Annotated in this window: 13 protein-coding genes; 8 read left to right on the top strand and 5 right to left on the bottom strand. The window is 39.1% G+C overall.

Annotation, left to right across the window (positions count from 1 at the left end; genetic code table 11):
* Positions 1 to 97: 97 nt before the first annotated feature.
* The 4 genes from ACSJJG_RS08900 to ACSJJG_RS08885 form a co-directional block, all read right to left on the bottom strand.
* Complete coding sequence (locus tag ACSJJG_RS08900; RefSeq protein WP_481089119.1) at positions 98 to 3,916, bottom strand: inverse autotransporter beta domain-containing protein; 3,819 nt, start codon at positions 3,914 to 3,916, stop codon at positions 98 to 100.
* Complete coding sequence (locus ACSJJG_RS08895; protein ID WP_481089118.1) at positions 3,840 to 4,247, bottom strand: hypothetical protein; 408 nt, start codon at positions 4,245 to 4,247, stop codon at positions 3,840 to 3,842. Before ACSJJG_RS08895 ends, ACSJJG_RS08900 begins: the two co-directional genes overlap by 77 nt.
* 379 nt (positions 4,248 to 4,626) lie before the next feature.
* Positions 4,627 to 5,643 carry a hypothetical protein gene (locus ACSJJG_RS08890; RefSeq protein ID WP_189761309.1) on the bottom strand — a complete coding sequence of 339 codons (1,017 nt, stop codon included), beginning with the start codon at positions 5,641 to 5,643 and terminating at the stop codon, positions 4,627 to 4,629.
* 773 nt (positions 5,644 to 6,416) lie between these two features.
* On the bottom strand, positions 6,417 to 7,097 hold the full coding sequence (locus ACSJJG_RS08885) for a transglycosylase SLT domain-containing protein (protein ID WP_481089117.1): 681 nt from the start codon (positions 7,095 to 7,097) through the stop codon (positions 6,417 to 6,419).
* A gap of 295 nt (positions 7,098 to 7,392) precedes the next feature.
* Here ACSJJG_RS08885 and ACSJJG_RS08880 point away from each other — a divergent pair, with 295 nt between their 5' ends.
* The 5 genes from ACSJJG_RS08880 to ACSJJG_RS08860 all read left to right on the top strand — a co-directional run bounded on the left by ACSJJG_RS08880 (position 7,393) and on the right by ACSJJG_RS08860 (position 11,977).
* Positions 7,393 to 8,307 carry a metal ABC transporter substrate-binding protein gene (locus ACSJJG_RS08880; RefSeq protein ID WP_481089116.1) on the top strand — a complete coding sequence of 305 codons (915 nt, stop codon included), beginning with the start codon at positions 7,393 to 7,395 and terminating at the stop codon, positions 8,305 to 8,307.
* A complete protein-coding gene (locus ACSJJG_RS08875; RefSeq protein WP_481089115.1) occupies positions 8,304 to 9,215 on the top strand; it encodes a manganese/iron ABC transporter ATP-binding protein in 912 nt (303 codons plus the stop codon). The genes ACSJJG_RS08880 and ACSJJG_RS08875 overlap by 4 nt, the downstream gene beginning before the upstream one ends.
* Positions 9,212 to 10,087: a metal ABC transporter permease gene (locus tag ACSJJG_RS08870; protein ID WP_481089114.1), complete on the top strand. Its 876-nt coding sequence runs from the start codon at positions 9,212 to 9,214 to the stop codon at positions 10,085 to 10,087. The genes ACSJJG_RS08875 and ACSJJG_RS08870 overlap by 4 nt, the downstream gene beginning before the upstream one ends.
* On the top strand, positions 10,084 to 10,950 hold the full coding sequence (locus ACSJJG_RS08865; protein WP_481089113.1) for a metal ABC transporter permease: 867 nt from the start codon (positions 10,084 to 10,086) through the stop codon (positions 10,948 to 10,950). Before ACSJJG_RS08870 ends, ACSJJG_RS08865 begins: the two co-directional genes overlap by 4 nt.
* A 163-nt stretch (positions 10,951 to 11,113) precedes the next feature.
* Entirely contained in the window at positions 11,114 to 11,977 is an 864-nt protein-coding gene (locus ACSJJG_RS08860) for a fructosamine kinase family protein (RefSeq protein WP_481089112.1), read from the top strand.
* Positions 11,978 to 12,117: 140 nt separating this feature from the next.
* Here ACSJJG_RS08860 and ACSJJG_RS08855 read toward each other — a convergent pair whose 3' ends face one another.
* Positions 12,118 to 12,690: a YniB family protein gene (locus ACSJJG_RS08855; RefSeq protein ID WP_481089111.1), complete on the bottom strand. Its 573-nt coding sequence runs from the start codon at positions 12,688 to 12,690 to the stop codon at positions 12,118 to 12,120.
* Positions 12,691 to 12,896: 206 nt separating this feature from the next.
* On the opposite strand from ACSJJG_RS08855, the gene hxpB reads away from it, so the two are divergent.
* From hxpB to ACSJJG_RS08840, 3 genes are all read left to right on the top strand, one after another.
* A complete protein-coding gene (hxpB, locus tag ACSJJG_RS08850; protein WP_481089110.1) occupies positions 12,897 to 13,562 on the top strand; it encodes a hexitol phosphatase HxpB in 666 nt (221 codons plus the stop codon).
* A gap of 182 nt (positions 13,563 to 13,744) precedes the next feature.
* The gene (locus ACSJJG_RS08845; RefSeq protein WP_481089109.1) at positions 13,745 to 14,338 is read left to right on the top strand and encodes a metal-dependent hydrolase; all 594 of its coding nucleotides are present in this window, start codon (positions 13,745 to 13,747) and stop codon (positions 14,336 to 14,338) included.
* A gap of 382 nt (positions 14,339 to 14,720) precedes the next feature.
* A complete protein-coding gene (locus ACSJJG_RS08840; protein ID WP_481089108.1) occupies positions 14,721 to 16,112 on the top strand; it encodes an L-cystine transporter in 1,392 nt (463 codons plus the stop codon).
* The last annotated feature ends 33 nt before the right edge of the window (positions 16,113 to 16,145 follow it).

The following is a 16,145-nucleotide window of genomic DNA, read 5'->3' as shown; positions in this document are numbered from 1 at the left end:
ACTTTCCTTTGGCGAGAAAGGTGCCTACTATAGCAACTGATCGCCTTTTTCAGAATCGGTTAATAATTAAAAAATATAAATAAGCCATTAATATCAACTAGTAGGGTTTATATACACACAATAAATATCCCTGTCCATATTGATCTTGGGGGCTCTTGTCAGTGCGAAGGTCAAATAAATACTTCGTAGAACCATTATAACTTGGCACAATCACTGAAACTTTTCCAGCAGAATCAAACTGATCAAGTATTCCCCAATCAAAGCTACGGGGAAATTCCTTCGTTAAAGAATCATCTTCATCAACCAAGTCCATATTAGTAATATTTTTAATTCCATTAATTGAAGCACCACCAGTACAGTCTGCGTCAGAATCAGTTCCAATCAAATCGATATTAGCAGAACTGACAAAAAATCTTTTTATATCAAAATGATAATTATATCTATACTTGGCATAATTGGGTTTTTCAACTGTCATTTCCAAAGTCGTTTTTCCTGATGAAAAATCAAAATGTATTACGCCTTTATTATTAGGATCTTGCTCACCAAGGTCACTAATCTGACCACCTGTAATCTCAACTGTATCGTTACTTTGGGAAATTGGCTTTCCTGTCAACTTATCTACTAATTGTCCTTTTAGCCCCTGGAAAGTATTATGAGGTCTATTTTGTTCTTTATATAAATTCCCGCCAGGTTTTTTGTCACTGTATACATGGAGCCACGCTTCTTTCTGAGTAACAGGCTCGAAAACAACCGCATCCGCTTTTTTGGAAAAAGTTTTTTCTCCATCTGGAACTGATAAGATTACTATCAAACCATTACTCACCTGATTATTCGTAATATTTCCAATACCAACATTACTGGTCAAAATGGCTGTAATTTGACCATTCTGTACGATGTTATTACTCTTAATTTCCCACTCCGGATTATTATTATACATTTCGGCTTTAAAGTTTGTCTCCCATTTAGCATCTATCTGATATCCATCATGTGGTATTTGTATCTGATTTCCCTTCTTCTGAATAATCGTTGCCGTATAGGTATAAGAATTCTTACCATCTCCCAAGAGAGGATTGTTGGAATTAAAACCATCAACCTTAAGGTGTGTTATTTCAAAAAACTCCGATGGCTTTTTAAAATCCACAGGAGCAGCACATTGTTCTGTTTCAGAGATCTCAACAGATTTTTCATCAACAGCAGCAAGACACACGATGGCACCTGTCACTACCGGATTTTTCTCACTGCTAAGCAGTTGAACTTTTAATGTGCCATCAGATTGAGCAGTCACTTCTCCCTTCTCTGATAGCCAGGTATTTTGTGGAGTACCACCCGCCTGCGATTTTAACCGCCACTTAAACTTAATATCTTGCCCGGTATAAGGTGTTTTACCATCAGCACCAACCACATGCGCAGTATAGTGATAAGCGTGTTGCGGATCTTTATCTCCATCCGCCGGAACGGTGCCGGTTTTTTCGGTAACGGTGGGTTTCTGAATAGTTGGCCATTTGAATTCCACATCCACCGACGCCGCTGTTTCAACGCCTTCGACGGAAGCCTCTACCGTCACTGTTTGCGCCTGCGTACTGGTCAATGTTGTGGTAGCACTCCCATCACCCTGAGTTGTGCTGCTTGTTGGACTCAGTGTTACTCCTTTTTGATTGGGATTTTTTAAGGTCCAGTTAACTTGCTTATTAGGCTCCGAATTGTTACCCGTAGCATCCTTAACGTGAACGGTCAGGGTATAATTTTCACCCACCAATATTGGGCTTGGTGGTGTCGGTGTTATTGACACTTGTTCCGATTTGAAATCTACTGGCGGCTTTGCCTTAACCGGCGGTTGTTTTCCCACCGTAAGTGAAACGACAACCCCCTTGACTGCCTTAATACTGGTTAAGGTTGCCGTTAATTGTCCTTTGTCATCGGTTGTCTTATCTGATTGATCTAGCGTGAGTTCTGGCATATTGTCGGGATGTTCTATCTTCCACGTCGCATTCGAAATGTTTTTCTTGAAAACAGGGATTCCATCAATACCTACGATTATCGCCCTATAGGTATATTTTTGGTGACCATCTGCCGTGACTGTCCCTGACGAGTCGATATGAATATCCCCTTTAACCTTATAATCTTGGGTATCCGCAGTAAAGGTCACCGGAGATTGTGCCGGAACAGGCTGTTGGCCTCCAATGGACAGTGAAACCGTGACATCCTTTATTTCCACTGTACTCGCCAGGGTTGCCGTTAATTTTCCATCCCCGTCCGTTGTGACTTCACCATTTAATGGAGTCCAAATAAGCCCATCATGGTTTTTGTCCTTACTCCAATTCACATTGGCGATTTTCTGATTTCTCACTGGATGGTTATCACTATCTAATACCACAGCGCTGTAGGTATAAGTCTGGGAACCATTGGCTACCTGTGACGGTACTGCCGGTAAAACTTCAACTTTATCCACGTGGAAACTGGCAGAATGTTTATCAAAACTGACCTCCCCCACTAACTGCGGTGGTTGGCTATTCAGTTGCAGGTACACTTTGACGTCTTTATGTGGCCGGCTACTTATTAAGACCGGTTTGCGTTTGAAATGACCCTTTTCATCCAATGCCACAGCGTCTGATGTTTCCCAGTCAAGCAATTGCAATCCCGTATCTGTACCGATTTTAGGATCGGTTATCCACTGAACGTGGCTGATAGTGGTATTTTTTATCGGTGTCCCATGAGCCGTATCAAAGGTAATCACCGGATTAAATGTATAGCCATCCTTTTTATCCCCCGTCGCAGGCAATGGCCCGGCAGGAGTAAAATAAGCCCTTTCCTGTTTTTTCAGTATAAAGGGCCTGACAATCACACGCATTGCAACTGGCGCTGATTTTAGGCCATCTTCCAATTCAGCCAGGGCATAAATGGGGTAATTGTTATTCTGGTTATCGCCGGATAAATAAGTTGGCAGGGTGATTTTTATGGTGTGGCCGACGCGGGAAGAGAGTTTCCCGCCGTTTTTTTCAAAATCTTCGTTCGTTGTCCAATGAATCTGCTTAACAAAATCATTAGACGATAATTTGACGGTAATCTCGTGCTGCTCATGACTGTATCCCACAATCGTTTCCGGTAACGATAATTGGGCAATCGGCTTTTTCTGGTGTTCAAGCACAATATGATTATTTCTTTCTACCAAATCATAACGGCTACCTGCTAATGTCCGCATTGAAGCCACATTAGTGGGTGACAATTGAATACTAAAGGGAACCCCAAATTTATAATTTAAGTTTGCCAAAAACTGTGTTTCAGTGTGGCCACTTTCCCCCTGCTTATAGTCAACGCCCATAGTAACTAGTGGGATTGGGGTATATGTCAGGCCTAATTTGGCCAGGCTAGGGTTTTTCTGTTTAGTATCACGGTTGAATAAAGTAACGTTATCACCAAAATATTGCTCATAGGTCAGTTTCATTCCCAAATTGGGGTAAGCCGGCAAGAAAAATTCTCCATTAATGTCATAACCATTGGCGGGGCGTTCATAATAATCCTGAAAGTTTCGTGATTTTTGCCAGTCACTTAAACGATAATAGGTATTAGCGGAAAGTTTAATATAGTCGCCCCAAAGTTCTCCTCCTAGTCCCAAACGTTGGTTTTTTCCAGTAAAGTCATGATCATAAAAAGTATTTAAGCCATACATCCAGTTCTGATCAAAATAGCGGCCACCTAAACCCAGATTCAGGGTATTTCGGCTATCTTTGTTACGATAACCCAATTGGGAAAAGAACAACCAATCTGCTTTGTTATCGTAAAGGGGTAATAGTATATCGAGCGAGTTATCTTTCAGCGTCCATTTCCTATCTAGCCCAAGGTTAATTCTGGCAGTGCCAAACTGTGATAACCATTTTTGAGTCTGAGGATAGGGTGCTATTAAATTTACCCAACGCATAGGATTTTGCTTGCTCTGCCAGCTCAGAAGGTGAAGATGACAGGATTTTTCCTGCCATCTGGATGTTTTTAGCAATAATGCCTGGTGTATTAGAATCAGCGGTGTGATCGTTTTTTTTAATTCTATTTTTTTCACGAATATTTGAATTCAAATTTTTTTTACTTGATTCATTAACCTGAGCATTTACATTATCTTTGTTATCCGTTTTTTGCGTGTCTATTTTCTCAGATGCCAGATGACTCTCTGCAAAGGGGCTCGTTATCGTATAGGGTACTATTAACGTATAAAGAAAGAGAAAGAAGACAATACCCTTACCAATATATGATAACATATACAAACACCTTATAAGTTCTGATATTAACCCGGATTTTTAGTTACGTTCACACTTACTCATAAAATGACTCGGATCTACTCTTGATATGATATTAGTTGCATATTTTATTTTTGCATCATTAAAAATAGTTATCACATGATAACTATTTTTAATGACATAATAATTCAACACACTGATGATCTTAGCCAAATGTTTACCAAGTAAAAAAATAAACCTCGTTAAGTTAAATAGCGTTTCAAAATAATAGGAGTACTCCTTACCCCGCGCACTGCGCGGGGTAAGGAACTCCAACATCTGATACTCTCAGTATTATGAAAACCTATTTAAACGAGGCTTATTAGAGATTAGAAAAATTTTTTATATTTTTTGGAAGATGTTATAAGACTCGTCTTAATATATGGGAAAAATTATCTTTACTTCCATATATATCACCTACAGCATAGTCAATCAGAACCAGTTTCCCGCGGTTTTCCTGTTCCCAATCATAGGGGATATCTATTGCTATCCGTTCTACATTGTCAAGTATTTGATAATTAGTTTGCCACATTGTCTGACCTACCAACCGGATGTTTACTGTCTGATTTAATCTCATATCAGGATAGCGTATTATGACTTGAATAGAATCATCATTGTATTCAAGGTTGGGTGCAGGTAAATTAAGTACTTGCCCTTCAATCTCAAGCTGTAAACCGCCTGAGTATTCAACAACATCACCAGGTGTTCTTGTGACTGAAAAACGCAACGTAGCAGTATCGCCTATCGTGTCAATAAACTCCATACGAGGAATATAGAATGTCATCGGTGTTACACTATTTACTGTCTGAGTAGGTGGCATATATGTAATATCACTACGACGCCCTTTCCATAAAACTTTGACAGTATGGCCAGGAGCCATCCCCTCATAAACTGGCACAATAACTTTCAACTGATCCAACCGATAATAATCATCTCTTGTCAGCAAGGTACCTTGCTTACCAGTAGCCTCTGGAACACTAGGAATATAATCAGATAATTCAGATGAATCAAAAAATATAAGATTTATATTCACTGTTGGTGACTCACGTTCATTGCCATGACTTATTATCTTATATTTAGCTTGATAGGCACCATATTGAGAAACCTCATCCACAGGAAATAGCAAATTATATGGGGATGTATGCAATTTATCGGGTGTAATATAATATGGTCTATTTTTTATAACTACCTCATCATTATCTCTTAAACAAAGATATCCCTCTATTTTATCGCCAGTCATAGCATCATTATATTTTGGCACTTCCATTAATATATATTCAGTATTCGTGATGCGCAGATCGTGTATGTTAATGGTATCGGTTCCATGTGCCTGTGGAAATGTAGGAGGAGATAATTCTATACTGTTTATATTATTCATTTATTGTTCCTTAATTAAGCATTCTTAATATATTAACTTCAAACATAGTCACTTGATTTTTTCATTTATTGACAATAATATTTATAGAAATACTCATTTTAATTATCTATCTATACCAATCCAACTTCAAATTACAGCTTGTAAATCAATGTGCCTGTTTATATCTCCCCGCGTAGCGGGGGAGATATAAGACGCATCTTGAAAGGCGATTGGTATAGACATTCCATTAATATGTTAATTTTTAAAGAGTCACCGTGACTTTACATTATTGTCCATTTATAGCCATAGCATGTATTGGTTTTAATGATAAATAACTTTATCTTCTGGGCCATGGGTAAAAGCAAAAGGTAATTGTTAATTACTACATAAAATGTCATTTTCATCCAGTTAATTCAAATCACTTTTATTTATCAGCTAATAATTATTTTTTATCAGTCAGATCATTTGATTCAGAAAACAATTAGAACTATAAATTATCACGAATATTTTCAATTAAAACTCAATAAGTAATATTACTTGTAAACTATACCAATCTAACTTTAAGACACGTGTGATTTCTCCCCACTAAGCGGGGAAAAATCAGGTTTCATATCGTGTTGTAAATTGCAACTTGAAGTTTAATGCGTACATTCACTGAAAATTGTAACATCTATAATTTATAAGAAACTGTTCTATGTGACATTTACATTTAAAGTGGCAATGGATTGTCAAATAGTATTCAGAAATAAAAAAATAGGCTATCAGACCTATTTTTGTAAATTTACGAATTGCGATTAATGAATTACACCTAAAGCATGATACGCATTTTGGACTTTCCATAAATAACGAGAAGCCTGTGGTGCAGGATGATTATTTTGAACATATTGATAGAACTCATTCGGAGTCATTCTATTAATTTTATTAATTGCCGAAACTCGGTTTGCATCAAACGTTCGCAATAATGCCCCTGCACCATTTACATAAGCAACTATCGTTGCATAGTACAGCGTTTCTGGATTGGAAATACCTTCCAGATGCTGTTTTTTCAAGATGCTGATATAAGCTGTACCAAGATCAATGTTGGTTTCAGGATCTTTCAATTCACGCACCGTTGGTTGCCCAGATTTTCCTTTCACTCTGTAAGCATCTCGTCCAGCCGTAGATGCCTTAATCTGCATGAGTCCAACTGCATTCGATTTACTAACAACCTCTGGACGAAAACCTGATTCCACCTGAATAATCGCTTTGATAAGCGTTTCATCAACACCATAACGTTTTGCGGATTGCGCAATCAAACCATCAAATGGGGTAGATTTAAACCTATTAGTTAATTTACGGGTATCAAAAGCAGCCTTATTACCATCAAGCATACGTTTTACCGTTGTTTGTCTATTACTGTCTGATTGGTGTACTTGTTGGCTTACACATCCTGACAATAGCAATGCTATCGCAATGTAACAGAGTTTTAATTTCACGCTGCTTCCCCTAAATAAAATTAATCCTATAAAGGATATATAATTTTACTGATAAACCAAAAATATTTTTCTATTGCTTATCAAAGTAAATCTCTTTATTGCTCGTGGGTAACGCTAGACATCATGTTGTTTTTTTGTTCGCATAAGGTATGTCGTTGTCATATCAATCAGTAAGAATTTAAGGAGCATCTATCAAATTTATCATCAATTTTGTTCTCTATCGCCTTGACTTTACACAAATGATACTGATAATCATTATCAATAATAATATGTACAACAAGTAAGGTTTACCATAATGAATAAAAAATATTCTCTTTCTGCTTTTCCGATATTCAATCTGATCCTTGTTCTATTCATAATGGCGTTATTCAGCCAGCAAGTTCATGCCGAGAAAAAATTCAGAGTGGTTACAACATTTACTATTATTCAAGATATGGCTCAAAATGTCGCAGGAGACGCAGCAATTGTCGAGTCAATCACTAAACCTGGTGCAGAAATCCATGATTATCAACCCACTCCCAAAGATATCATCAAAGCACAACGTGCAGACCTTATCCTCTGGAATGGCTTAAATTTAGAACGCTGGTTCGAACGCTTCTTTGAAAACATGCAAGACATACCTGCTGCGGTTATAACCGAAGGTATTTCTCCTTTACCAATTCGCGAAGGACCTTACAATAAAAACCCTAACCCACACGCTTGGATGTCACCAAAAAATGCGCTGATCTATATCGAAAATATTCGTAAAGCTTTTGTCAAATACGATCCTGATAATGCCGAAATTTACAATCGTAATGCCAAAGCTTATGCAGAAAAAATGACTCGATTGGATACGCCTCTTAGAGAACGTCTTTCTCGTATTCCTGAAGAGCAACGCTGGCTGGCCACCAGTGAAGGCGCCTTCAGCTACCTCACACAAGATTATGGTTTCAAAGAAGTTTACTTGTGGCCAATTAATGCTGAGGAACAAGGTTCCCCACAGCAGGTTCGCCGTGTCATTGACACAGTAAGGGCTAATAAGATCCCAGTAGTCTTTAGCGAAAGTACGGTTTCAGATAAACCATCAAGACAAGTCAGTAAAGAAACGGGAGCACGTTACGGCGGGGTACTTTATGTAGACTCCCTTTCCACTCAAAAAGGACCGGTTCCAACTTATATTGATCTACTTAACACCACGGTAGACACTATCGCAAAAGGATTTAATCAATGAAACGCTCATCATTAAACCACCAGCCGTTATTTGAGCACCCTCATTTAATTGTGGATAATGCCACTGTCACTTACAACAATGGACACACTGCTATTTATGATGCCAGTTTTGACATTACTGGCGGCACAATTTGTGCGCTGGTAGGCATGAATGGCAGCGGTAAATCCACTTTGTTCAAAACAATCATGGGATTAGTAACGCCTTCACATGGAAAAGTAACACTCAACAATCAACCTATCAGAGCGGCATTAAAACAAAATATCATCGCATATGTCCCTCAAACTGAGGATGTAGACTGGAATTTTCCGGTTCTGGTTTCTGATGTTGTAATGATGGGACGCTATGGAAAAATGGGGTTTTTGCGCCGCCCCAGCAAGCGTGATCATGAAATCGTCAATAAAGCCCTTGAACGTGTCGGGCTGACAGAATTGCGTGATCGCCAAATTGGTGAGCTTTCTGGCGGGCAGAAAAAACGCGCATTTTTAGCCCGAGCATTGGCTCAAGAAGGGAAAGTTTTGTTACTGGATGAACCTTTTACTGGGGTAGATGTTAAAACAGAAAATGCCATTATTGACTTACTTCGTGACTTACGTGACGAAGGACATTTAGTCTTAGTATCAACGCATAACCTTGGTAGTGTGCCTGAATTTTGTGATCACGTTATTTTGATCAATCGCACCGTACTCGCAAGTGGCCAAACTGAAAACACGTTTACTCAAAAAAATCTGGAAATTACCTTCGGTGGTGTCTTGCGTCATATTAATCTTTCCGCTCCTGAACTGCATAAAGATGATGATCCACGCTCACTGACAGTCATAACCGATGATGAACGTGCTGCCGTCTTTTACGGACATGATCATCATATTCCACCGCGGCAAAACCCCAAACAAAAGGAAAATCAACCATGATGGAACTGCTTTTACAACCATTCAGTTACAACTACATGGTGAAAGCCATGTGGGTAAGCACCATTGTTGGGGGTGTCTGTGCTTTCTTATCCGCTTATCTGATGCTAAAAGGTTGGTCGCTAATGGGAGACGCCCTCTCCCACTCTGTTGTGCCCGGTGTCGCAGGTGCATATGCTCTCGGTTTACCTTATGCAGGTGGTGCTTTTTTTACAGGGATGCTCGCTGCATTATCAATGACATTGGTACGTCATATCACTCGATTACGTGAAGATGCGGTGATCGGTTTTATATTCTCCACTTTTTTTGCCGTCGGATTATTGATCGTTTCTTTAAACCCCACATCCGTAAATGTACAAACCATTATTTTAGGCAATATTCTGGGAATCGCTGATGAAGATGTTTTACAAGTTGAAATCATTATTGCAGTTTCCTTCATCATCTTAATGGTACTTTGGAAAGATCTGTTGGTTGTTTTCTTTGATGAAACCCATGCTCGCTCTATCGGATTATCACCATTTCGGTTGAAAATCATTTTCTTCACTTTATTAAGTGCCTGTACCGTTGCTGCATTACAAACAGTAGGCGCTATCTTGGTTATCGCAATGGTTGTAACGCCTGGTGCAACCGCCTATTTATTAACAGATAGATTTAAATATTTGTTGATTATTGCCGTCGCCATCGGTTCACTCTCGAGTGGTATCGGTGCATATGTGAGTTATTTCCTCAACGGTGCCACTGGGGGAGTCATTGTCACCATACAAACAGTGATTTTCTTACTCGCGTTCTTCTTTGCCCCTAAACATGGCACGTTAGCCTCTCGCAGACGAGCCAGAAAGGAATCTCTGGCATTGATTCAGGAACAACGCTCATGAACACATTTATTGAATTAATTACTGAACCTTTCATGCATGAGTTTATGCGACGAGCTATCTATGCTGCCATTATGGTGGGGGCTGTTTGTGCTGTACTTTCCTGTTACTTAGTCTTAAAGGGTTGGTCATTGATGGGCGATGCCATTTCCCATGCTGTTTTGCCAGGTATAGTGCTCGCTTTTGTAACAGGTATACCACTTGCAATAGGTGCTTTCCTTTCTGGTATATCTTGTGCATTTGCCACCGGCTATCTAAAAGAACATAGCCGAATCAAAGAAGATACTGTCATGGGAATTGTTTTCTCAGGTATGTTTGCATTTGGGTTAGTACTGTTTACACGTATAGATACGGATCAACACCTGACACACATTTTATTCGGCAGCATACTCGGCATTACCCAGCATGAATTACTCCAAACCCTGTGCATTGCAGGGATCACGCTGGCTATTGTGCTGCTAAAGAGGAAAGATTTCATGCTCTACTGCTTCGATCCCAATCAGGCACGAGTCGTTGGTCTTCCTGTGAAACTTCTCCATTACGGGTTATTATCGCTGCTGGCCCTGACAATTGTTGCCTCTTTGCAGGCCGTCGGCATCATTCTGGTCATTGCGATGTTAATCTCCCCCGGCATTATTGCTTTTATACTTTGCCGGAGTTTTGATCGCATGCTGATTGTGGCAACGGTTGCTTCTATATCATCCAGCGTACTTGGAACAATCATCAGCTTCCATATTGATGGTGAAACAGGCCCCTGCATCGTAATCATTCAGGCAATTTTCTTCACTATTGCACTTACTTATGACCAAATAAAATTAGCTTATAAGAAAGCAAACAAAGGATCGTTTGAAAAAATCTCACACTAAAAGACATCAATTCCAGAAAAATCAAATTAAAAAAATAATAGAGTGCCATATCAAATTTGAGATATGGCCTTATTAATTCCTATTAAAATTCCTTTTATCCTGTTCAAATGTTACATCTGTCTGTAGTATAAACATAGCAACTGTCAACTTAATGAGGTGAAGCATGTGGCAAACAGTGAACCGTCTATTAAGTGAGCATTTTGGTGACGCTGAAATTCACGATAAAGAGGAATTGGCCGGAGGAGAGATTCACCGTGCCTGGCACATTAAATATGGTGAACAACATATCTTTATCAAATCCAATATGAAAGAAATGCTGCCAATTTTTAAAGCAGAAGCTGAACAACTGGAATTATTGGCTCGCAGCAAAACAACCCGTGTCCCCGATGTTTATGGTGTAGGTCACGACCGCAACTATAGCTTCCTGTTGCTGGAGCATTTACCCATAAAACTATTTAACCCACACAGTGCATATCTTTTTGGTCAACACCTTGCGAAGTTACATCAATGGAGTGAACAACCTAAATTTGGTTTTGATTTTGATAACATGCTGGCAACTACCATACAACCTAACGGATGGCAAAAGCGCTGGAATTATTTTTATGCCGAAAAACGCATCGGATGGCAGTTGCAGCTTGCCGCTGATAAAGGAATGGTATTTGGAGATATTAACCAAATTGTTCAAGTAATCAGCGATAGACTACACAATCATCATCCCCAACCCTCTCTCCTGCATGGCGATCTATGGCCCATGAACTGTGCATCATTGAACGATAATTGTGCCGTCACTTTTGATCCTGCCTGCTATTGGGGAGATCGCGAATGTGATCTGGCAATGCTGCCACTTTACCCAGATCTTCCTTTGCAAATATTTGACGGTTATCAGAGTATCTGGCCATTACCTAAAGATTTCCTTGAGCGTCAACCTATTTACCAACTTTACTATTTATTAAATAGATGTAATCTTTTCGGTGGGGAGAATTTTATTCTAATACAAAAGATGATTGATAAACTTTTATCTGAATAGGTATAAGATAACTTAAATTAATATGATATTTAATTATTGATTTTAGCCCAATCACTCAAAAATTTATTATATTAAGAATATCAATTCCTTTTAAACCAAACGCGACATTGGGCATCCTTGCGCTGTTATTAACCATCACCTTACCATCCTAAAAATTTGAATAAGAAAAAAGCAATTGCACCGATAATGATTGGTGATATGTAAAGAATAAAAATCTGGCTGAATAAAGAATGAGAGGGGAACGCAATTTTAGCTTTCAATTGTTCCTTGGTTATTCCACTTTCCTGCACGAATTCAAAGACCATTTGATCTTCAATACGTTCTTTGATGAATTTAAATTGACGATACATTCTCAAACCAGACGCACTCATTGCCAACCCCACAAATATCAGCATATAAATGACAAAAAAACTGATATTTTCCCCAGTAATTCCAGCAACACGCTCAGGGATTGGAGAATGCTTCCAAAAAAAATCCAAAAATGGTGTATTGAATTTAATCATTTCTGTCATCATCTGAAGAAAATCATTCAATACGGCGTTAATACCAGCATCTCCAACACCGTTACCTTTAGCACCATCACCTTTAATACCCTGCTGCCCCGCGGCTAGATTAATCACTGAGACAAATGTCGACAACAGGGAGGGTATAAAAATAATCCAGCCCAAGATTCGCTTAACGATAGCAACATATCTGGCTTCTTGATACGTCATTACATTCTCCATTGGCATAAATAATTTTATTTTTTACACAATAATAGCTCATAACGAACAACTTTAATCCTATTTACGGAGTCATTATCTTATTTTACCGATGAAACTATCTCTTTCTTTGCCATCACCCATAACAAGATTTAATTTATTGGAATTGTTACAATCAAATCTCTTTAATCACTGTTATCATCGCGGAGAGATTTGAGATGTCATTTTGTTTATCTATGGAAGCCGCTATTTTTGATATGGATGGTTTGCTGATTGATTCTGAACCTTATTGGAAACAGGGAGAAAAAAGCGTATTCAGTGAATTAGGGCTAGATTTAAATTTAGCAAAAAACCTACCTGACACATTGGGGCTACGAATCGATCACGCTGTTGAGCTATGGTATCAAGCATCCCCCTGGCAAGGCGCCTCTAAAAGTGAAGTTGGGCAACGCATCATCGATTACGTAGTTCAATCGGTTGAAAAAAACCGTCCCTTACTGCCCGGAGTAGAACATGCTTTAAATCTCTGTCGTGAACGTGGGTTGAAAATTGGCCTGGCCTCCGCCTCACCCTATGAAATGATCAAAAAAGTGCTCGAATTGTTTAACCTAGAACATTACTTTGATGTTGTCGTTTCTGCTGCACACTTACCTTACAGCAAACCACATCCCGAAGTTTATTTACTGGCAGCCAGTCAACTTGGCGTCAACCCAACTAACTGTCTTACATTAGAAGACTCATTTAACGGTATGATAGCAACCAAAGCAGCAAGAATGCGCTCAATTATCGTCCCAGCCTCTCACCATTTTGATGATCCACGCTGGTCATTGGCTGACATTAAACTGAATTCTCTGGAAAAATTAACAATAGAAAATATTACTTAATAGCCACGGCGCTGCCCTATTTTTCGTATAAGGCAGCGCAAATATCAACCTGCCCCTCAACCTACAAAGCCATAGTGTAAAAATTTTCCTGGTTACCCTCTATCTTCCTCAGGCAAAACCCTCTATACTCCCTCACTGTATGTATAAACAGCAATTAGCATAAATAATTAGTATAAATCGTTATGACAGCAGAAGGGCATCTTCTTTTTTCCGTTGCCAGCCTTGTATTGGCTCACCAGCTAGAAATCACACCAGAAATAGCACAGGGAGACTGGTTACACATGCTTCCCGGCGTACTTCTGGCTTCATTGTTGCCAGATATCGACCATCCAAGCTCAACTTTAGGCAGATTGTTCCGCTTTGTATCCATTCCAATCGCGCGATTATGTGGACATCGTGGATTTACACATAGTTTATTAGCGCTGCTCGTAGGGGTTACTCTATTCCAGACTGAAATACCGTCTAATTGGCCCATTCCAACTGACTTTGTCCATGCAATGGTTATCGGTTATATCAGCCATCTTATTGCTGATATGCTTACTCCCGCTGGTATTCCACTGTTATGGCCGCTAAGAATACGTTTTTGCTTACCTATTCTTAGAGGTAAGGAACGTAAAAAAGCCGAACGTTTTATTGCCGTACTGGTAGTAGTGATCGCTATTATCCTTCCACAACACATCAATTTCTCATTCGCTCGCTATTTCGACAGCTTACAATTTAACAAAATACAGTTTGATAAATTACCTATCGATAAGCTACAGAATCTCTACAAGTAACTGCTCAATATTCACATACAGCAAATATCGTAGCCCCATTTTAAAATGGGGTTATCTGCAAAATATAAACCATTTTTTACTCACTTCCTGTCGCCTTCAAAAAGACCTTGAACTCAATAAGATACAAAGTTAACAGTTATAATTGAACAAAAAAAAAGAAATAGATTAGGATATATAACCAATTAAACTAATTAGTGAAAGTAATTATATTAAATTCCATTTAATTATAAGAAAGGGACTTATTATACTGATAATATCCTATCTTAAGCATTTCATGGTATGTAGACGATAGATTACAAATTGAAATACAACTGACAAATCTATATTCAAGCTACATACAGCAACTCAAATATACAGGGTATATAAGTTTTGGAGACTAGAGATGAATTTACCACTCATCATCAACGTGCTCGTTTTTGTAGCACTGCTTATTCTATTAGCAAAAACGAGCTCAAATAAATGGAGTTTGTCCAAAAAAGTTCTTGTGGCTCTAGTCGTAGGTGTTGTTTTTGGGCTGGCATTAAACATCATTTATGGAACAGATAATCTTACCGTAAAAGAATCAATTAAATGGTTCAATATTATTGGTAATGGTTATGTACAATTACTACAAATGGTTATCATGCCGTTGGTTTTTGCTTCTATCCTAAGCGCCGTTACTCGCTTACATAAAGCATCTTCCCTAGGAAAGATCAGTTTTTTTACCATTGGTACTTTACTGTTTACTACAGCGATTTCCGCTTTAATTGGCATTGTCATTGCCAATTTGTTTGGGCTAAGTGCAGCAGGACTTATTCAAGGCACGCAAGAAACTGCTCGTTTATTAGCAATTGAAAGCAATTTTATTGGCAAAGTTGCAGATATGAGTGTGCCTCAGATCATTCTCTCTTTTATCCCTAAAAATCCCTTTGCTGATTTGACGGGAGCACGCCCTACTTCCATCATTAGTGTGGTAATTTTTGCAACATTTTTAGGTATCGCTGCGCTACAAATGCTTAAAGATGATCATGAACACGGTAAACTGGCTCTCGTTGCCATTGATACTATGCAAGCATGGGCAATGAAGCTGGTTAGGTTAGTGATGCGTCTCACTCCATACGGCGTAATGGCTTTGATGACCAAAGTTGTTGCTAGCTCCAATATCCATGACATTACGCAATTAGGTAGTTTTGTTGTTGCTTCTTACATCGCCCTTGGCCTGATGTTTGTAGTACATGGCGGGCTTTTGGCATTCACGGGGATCAATCCTCTGAAATTCTTTAAAAAAGCAGGCCCCGTACTGACATTTGCATTTACCAGCCGTTCAAGCGCTGCAAGCATTCCCTTGAATATCGAAACACAAACTCGCCGCCTTGGTGTGCCTGAGTCTATTGCCAGCTTCTCCGCTTCTTTTGGCGCGACCATTGGGCAAAATGGCTGTGCAGGCATTTATCCAGCTATGTTGGCAGTGATGGTGGCTCCAACCGTAGGTATTGATCCCTTTGATCCAGTATGGATTGCAACGCTTGTGGGAATTGTAACTATCAGTTCTGCGGGAGTTGCTGGTGTTGGTGGTGGCGCAACATTTGCAGCATTGATTGTTTTACCTGCTATGGGCCTACCTGTCACCTTAGTGGCGCTGCTTATTTCTGTTGAGCCTCTGATCGATATGGGACGTACAGCATTAAATGTTAATGGCGCTATGGCAGCAGGTACAATCACCAGTCAATTGATGAGAAAAACTAATAAAGAGGTGTTTGAACAAGACGAAAAAGTGGTATTAAACCAATCTTAATTCAAAATAATAATTAGCAAATGTAATATACTT

It is taken from the genome of Xenorhabdus sp. SGI 60, from assembly GCF_056632175.1.
The sequence above is the reverse complement of the archived record's forward strand: the minus strand, read 5'-3'. Positions and strand labels throughout refer to the sequence as shown.

Excerpts from the sequence above, each read along its gene's own strand:
- ACSJJG_RS08880 (WP_481089116.1), top strand. The coding sequence starts at position 7,393 with ATGAATAAAAAATATTCTCTTTCTGCTTTTCCGATATTCAATCTGATC.
- ACSJJG_RS08860 (WP_481089112.1), top strand. The coding sequence starts at position 11,114 with ATGTGGCAAACAGTGAACCGTCTATTAAGTGAGCATTTTGGTGACGCT.
- ACSJJG_RS08855 (WP_481089111.1), bottom strand. The coding sequence starts at position 12,690 with ATGACGTATCAAGAAGCCAGATATGTTGCTATCGTTAAGCGAATCTTG.
- ACSJJG_RS08840 (WP_481089108.1), top strand. The coding sequence starts at position 14,721 with ATGAATTTACCACTCATCATCAACGTGCTCGTTTTTGTAGCACTGCTT.
- ACSJJG_RS08870 (WP_481089114.1), top strand. The coding sequence starts at position 9,212 with ATGATGGAACTGCTTTTACAACCATTCAGTTACAACTACATGGTGAAA.
- ACSJJG_RS08845 (WP_481089109.1), top strand. The coding sequence starts at position 13,745 with ATGACAGCAGAAGGGCATCTTCTTTTTTCCGTTGCCAGCCTTGTATTG.
- hxpB (WP_481089110.1), top strand. The coding sequence starts at position 12,897 with ATGTCATTTTGTTTATCTATGGAAGCCGCTATTTTTGATATGGATGGT.
- ACSJJG_RS08900 (WP_481089119.1), bottom strand. The coding sequence starts at position 3,916 with ATGCGTTGGGTAAATTTAATAGCACCCTATCCTCAGACTCAAAAATGG.
- ACSJJG_RS08890 (WP_189761309.1), bottom strand. The coding sequence starts at position 5,643 with ATGAATAATATAAACAGTATAGAATTATCTCCTCCTACATTTCCACAG.
- ACSJJG_RS08895 (WP_481089118.1), bottom strand. The coding sequence starts at position 4,247 with ATGTTATCATATATTGGTAAGGGTATTGTCTTCTTTCTCTTTCTTTAT.
- ACSJJG_RS08875 (WP_481089115.1), top strand. The coding sequence starts at position 8,304 with ATGAAACGCTCATCATTAAACCACCAGCCGTTATTTGAGCACCCTCAT.
- ACSJJG_RS08865 (WP_481089113.1), top strand. The coding sequence starts at position 10,084 with ATGAACACATTTATTGAATTAATTACTGAACCTTTCATGCATGAGTTT.